This window comes from Endozoicomonas sp. ONNA1, from assembly GCF_024606325.1.
Taxonomy (GTDB): domain Bacteria; phylum Pseudomonadota; class Gammaproteobacteria; order Pseudomonadales; family Endozoicomonadaceae; genus Endozoicomonas_A.
The window spans coordinates 1-1,784 of sequence record NZ_JAHHPN010000970.1; the positions used below are offsets into that span (position 1 = coordinate 1).

The following is a 1,784-nucleotide window of genomic DNA, read 5'->3' on the forward strand; positions in this document are numbered from 1 at the left end:
GGAAAAAAGGTGCCTGGATAGAGCCCAGGCAATGCAATTGGGAAAAAGCTTCTGCCAGATTCACCCGACCCGACAAGCTGGAGGGGCTGAACTATCGATTAACGGGATTAAACTACTATCATTCTTTCACGACCCGGGTAATGGACGAAATCCATCCCTTCATAGCTCAGGTGGAGGAAAAAACGAGCGTTATTAATCCCAATCATCCTAGACCAAGAGATGAACTCTAACAGGACTAGCTCCGAAAAGGGCAGGGGCGTCCACATCCCGTCACCTATGAACATGAACTGCTGGCTACCGAGTTGTCAGGCAAGAAGATGATGCCTTCAAAATGACGGTCTGTGCCCGGTCGGCCTGACCTGCCTTTCTTGCCTTTTCCACTCTGTGGCGTACTAAGCCCGTTTGTCTAAACTTGTCCGTTTCATTGAACCCTTGGCAATTTACTGAGTCAAAACACTCAGAGGCCATTTACTCGTAGTTACACTATTACCCTGATAGGGAGGTTTGTATGATCCGGACACTTAAAGCCCTGATTTTGTCGTCTGTCACGCTGGTATCCTCGTTGAATTCACATGCTGAGGAAACCGTGGTATTTCAGCTCGGAGCTGTCAATAGAGATGGCAACGCCGTTGTTATTGAAAGCACGGCAGGCAGCAAAGCCTGGAAAACGGTTTTTAATGATTACCTTCCCGGCTGTGTGATGAATGAATTTACCAATATTCCCCTGACCAACATAACCTTGGCGCATCATCACAGTTTGAGTACATTTCATAAGCCTCTGGGTAACAACCAGTTTGCCTTTGGTTGTTCTAACGGTCGGGTGTTTATTGGGACTCATGGAAAATTCGATTTCATGATAGTTTCACCATCACCTAATCTTGGTTACCTCTTACCTCATGCCAACTCGCCTGTTTATCTGGCCCACAGTGCCGAATTTAATCGGCGCTATAAAAAAAACTGGTTGTTTGCCGCCCAGCACGGAAATCTTTTTATCATCGACATCGATAAGGAGCAACTGGTGACGGTTTCGGCTTGGGTAAATTCGAGATGGGGAAGCTATCTTCCAATGGGGGATAGCCGAGAGGGGGTTGATCACTCCAAGCCCGTGACCGGTTTAGATATTTATCAGGATAAAGAAGGAACTTTCCATGTCCTGGGTGTCATGCAAAGAAATCTGAAGAAACCGCAGAGTTATTACTCCAGGGCTATCCTGCAAAGTCTCGCCCTCGAGGGTGGAGAACCTGCCAGCCATTGGGTTGATATAAAGGATGAACCGATCAATGCGAAAGGGGATGGTCTGGTGCAGTTTGGTGAAACCCGCTATACGACGAGCGATTTATTAGCAATACACGTAGTTGGCGAGAACTCCTCTTTAAGGGGAGACTTCAGTGGCCTCAATGTTGATCCTTATACCCGGTCAATGGTGCTCAGGGGCAAGCATCACCAGTTGGTCGTTGTTCGATACCCTGTAGAGCCGGTAAGCATGGCTTATATTGGTGCCTGGGGAAAAGCGGTGAGCTCAAAAGTACTGGATGGTAAGGAACCTCCTTTGCTTGAAGACGGTTATCCCAAAACATTCAGAGTCACCCATGACTTTCAGGATCATTCTGATTTACTGCCAGCCTCTGAAGATAAGAAAAAACGCTATGCGCATCATCATATGATCAGTATGAAAAAGGGCATCATCTTTTCTGCAGAAGCAGACTTTAATGGTTTTGGGCAGTATGTTTATCAATGCGATACCGGTCTGACCTCTGGAGAAGCGTGGAAAAAAGGTGCCTGGA

The 1,784-nt window shown here is 47.0% G+C and carries 2 protein-coding genes; both read left to right on the forward strand.

Going from position 1 to position 1,784, the window contains the following annotated elements; translation table 11 throughout:
- Positions 1-230 (forward strand): hypothetical protein (locus tag KDK19_RS23405; protein ID WP_257293066.1); only part of this gene is annotated, 230 nt, incomplete at its 5' end.
- A 278-nt stretch (positions 231-508) separates the two neighbouring features.
- On the forward strand, positions 509-1,784 hold a 1,276-nt coding region (locus tag KDK19_RS23410; RefSeq protein WP_257293067.1), incomplete at its 3' end, for a hypothetical protein.